At 48.1% G+C, this 2,154-nt stretch carries 2 protein-coding genes; both read right to left on the reverse strand.

Annotation, left to right across the window (positions count from 1 at the left end):
* Window positions 1-18: 18 nt before the first annotated feature.
* Complete coding sequence (locus ACO6V1_RS23580; protein WP_422468984.1) at window positions 19-852, reverse strand: LamG-like jellyroll fold domain-containing protein; 834 nt, start codon at window positions 850-852, stop codon at window positions 19-21.
* Window positions 852-2,154 (reverse strand): hypothetical protein (locus tag ACO6V1_RS23585; protein WP_422468986.1); only part of this gene is annotated, 1,303 nt, incomplete at its 5' end. The genes ACO6V1_RS23580 and ACO6V1_RS23585, both read right to left, overlap by 1 nt.

Here is a 2,154-nt window from a genome sequence, read left to right on the forward strand (position 1 = left end):
ATATCAAACACTCGTGCATTAAAAACTTGAGAGTCGAGTAACAGTTGTTGTATTACCATTCCCCGGAATCTGGATGCCTCCACCACCACCAGCATCAGGCATGTCTATCCCAGTAGTACTTGCCTGATGCAAATTGTTGATTTCATCGTCCGTTAACGCTCTACTCCAAACAGCCACACAGCCTAATGCTATATCGTTGGCTGGTGTCGAATAACCGTTTTCAGATGTCTGCCCTTTTTGTGAGAAAAGCTTAAAAGTCTGGTTTGGGTTAAGAAGATAATCGTCAGCAGTGATAGTTTTAATTAATACATTATTTAAAAATACTTCTAAATAATTTTTGTCACCTGAATAAGAGTATCGCTTCCTGACAAGAAGAGAGTTCCAGCCTTGAATTAGTGGATACTGACTTAGGTAGTAATTAGTCCCTCTATACCTTGCCCTTATATATTCGTCATTGACTGTATATATACACCAAGAAGGAGCAGCGCTACCTCTTCGCAGCCCAAAAATAAACTGATCACCGGACGTGTTAGTTGGTGGCTTAAACCATCCGTAAACTGTGAACTCGTAAAGTAAGCCCGGATTTTTACCATAAAGACCAGTATTGGCACCAATTACTGCCGTTGATTGTAAGTAATGATCCAAACCAAAAACCGGATTCCCACTTGAGAAACGGGCTAATTCAGGATTATAAGTATTAGTTGTATGTAAATGATGCCCATTGCCTGAAAAATCTTCCTCAAACATACCAAAGTCTAAATCTAATACACTTTGCTCAGGAGGCTCAAAAGTATACAGGCTCGTGGGATGAGTATGATCCAAGACATATTGCTTAAAGTTTTTCACTGCCATCAGTCAGCATCCCCCCGAATCTGTAGCGTGAAATCGTCGTTTGTTTCCGTACCCTGACCTGAAAGCACCGTCCGACAAATCCAAACTGGCGCAAGGCACCCATCGGTATTGAAACGGATAGCGTTGCCTGTTGACCAGCCACTGCCCCAACCATCGGCTTTCATCGTGAAATAAGGCACTCCTGTTTCCGGGTTAATGGGTGCGGTATCGGTTGCTGTGCTGCCGGTGGCTATTATCCCCAGCTTTTCCTCAACAATCTGGAAAGCTGTGCTGCTGGTAAATATGACTGCCCACTTTCCATAAATAGCCCCCTTGTTGGTCGCTTCCACCGGGTAGTTGATGGTGTTGTATTGGGCAGTTGTCTGGTCTCTAACCCGGTCATCCGTCCAGTTTGGATCGCCGCTATCCCATACCTTCTGGCTGAAAAAGTTTTTCACTCTCGCCTGAAGATCGCCATAGACCACCGCACTGCTGACCGAGGTTTCGCCTGCGGGCAAATCCCAAGGCACCGGGGAGATAATGGACAGGTCGCCATTGATCTGCACATCGCTCAATACGCTCATGTGCTCCACCCGATCCTTGATGCTATAGGGTGCCGATAGCTGGCTACTGTCAGCATCAATCAGGCTCAACGGATCGGCAAAGGTAACAGTTCCTGTCTCCCGGTCACTGGTATACTGGTCAGGAGACAAATAGTTACCATTGGCATCAATAATGGTAATTTCTGCCTGATGATCACGAGCCAGGTTAATCACCTGACCTGCCGTTGGAGTACCGATATCGGTGGTTGCCGTATGACTTATAACCACAATATCCCCGGCTCGATAGATGGGAACCTTGCCATCGGGAGGCAGACGTACCGGGTCAAGGCCGATCAGTTCAGCATCAAGCGGCAGGCTGGTTTCCACCACGCAGTTGTAACGGACGCTTTGCGGGATGACGTAAATCGGATCAGTACCATCGGTAAACTCAATCTCGCACCAGCCAGTAGTCACGTCGATGTTTCCTGCCACCTCTGAAGTTTTGAAATCACCATTAAAGTCAGCTGTCGCAGTAATCACATCCCCGGTATCCACCCGCACTGCCGTTAGCTGCAAGCTGCCCTGTCGAACAGGAGCACCGGGAGTACGGAAGGCCACCGCATTTATGCCAAAGCCAACCCCGATGGTGGCCGCTGCCTGAATGGTGGCCGTATTGACGGTGCCGGATGGGTAGCTGGCCAGTGTCGCCAGCCCGCCGCTGTAATCGACCCTGCCAACCTGAACACCGGCATTGGTTTCTGTGCTCAGGTTTTTATAGAGA

Source organism: Endozoicomonas sp. ALC013, assembly GCF_049310205.1.
Lineage (GTDB): Bacteria > Pseudomonadota > Gammaproteobacteria > Pseudomonadales > Endozoicomonadaceae > Endozoicomonas.

Bases quoted from the DNA above. Each gene is read 5' to 3' on its own strand.
- ACO6V1_RS23580 (WP_422468984.1), bottom strand. From the start codon at position 852: ATGGCAGTGAAAAACTTTAAGCAATATGTCTTGGATCATACTCATCCC.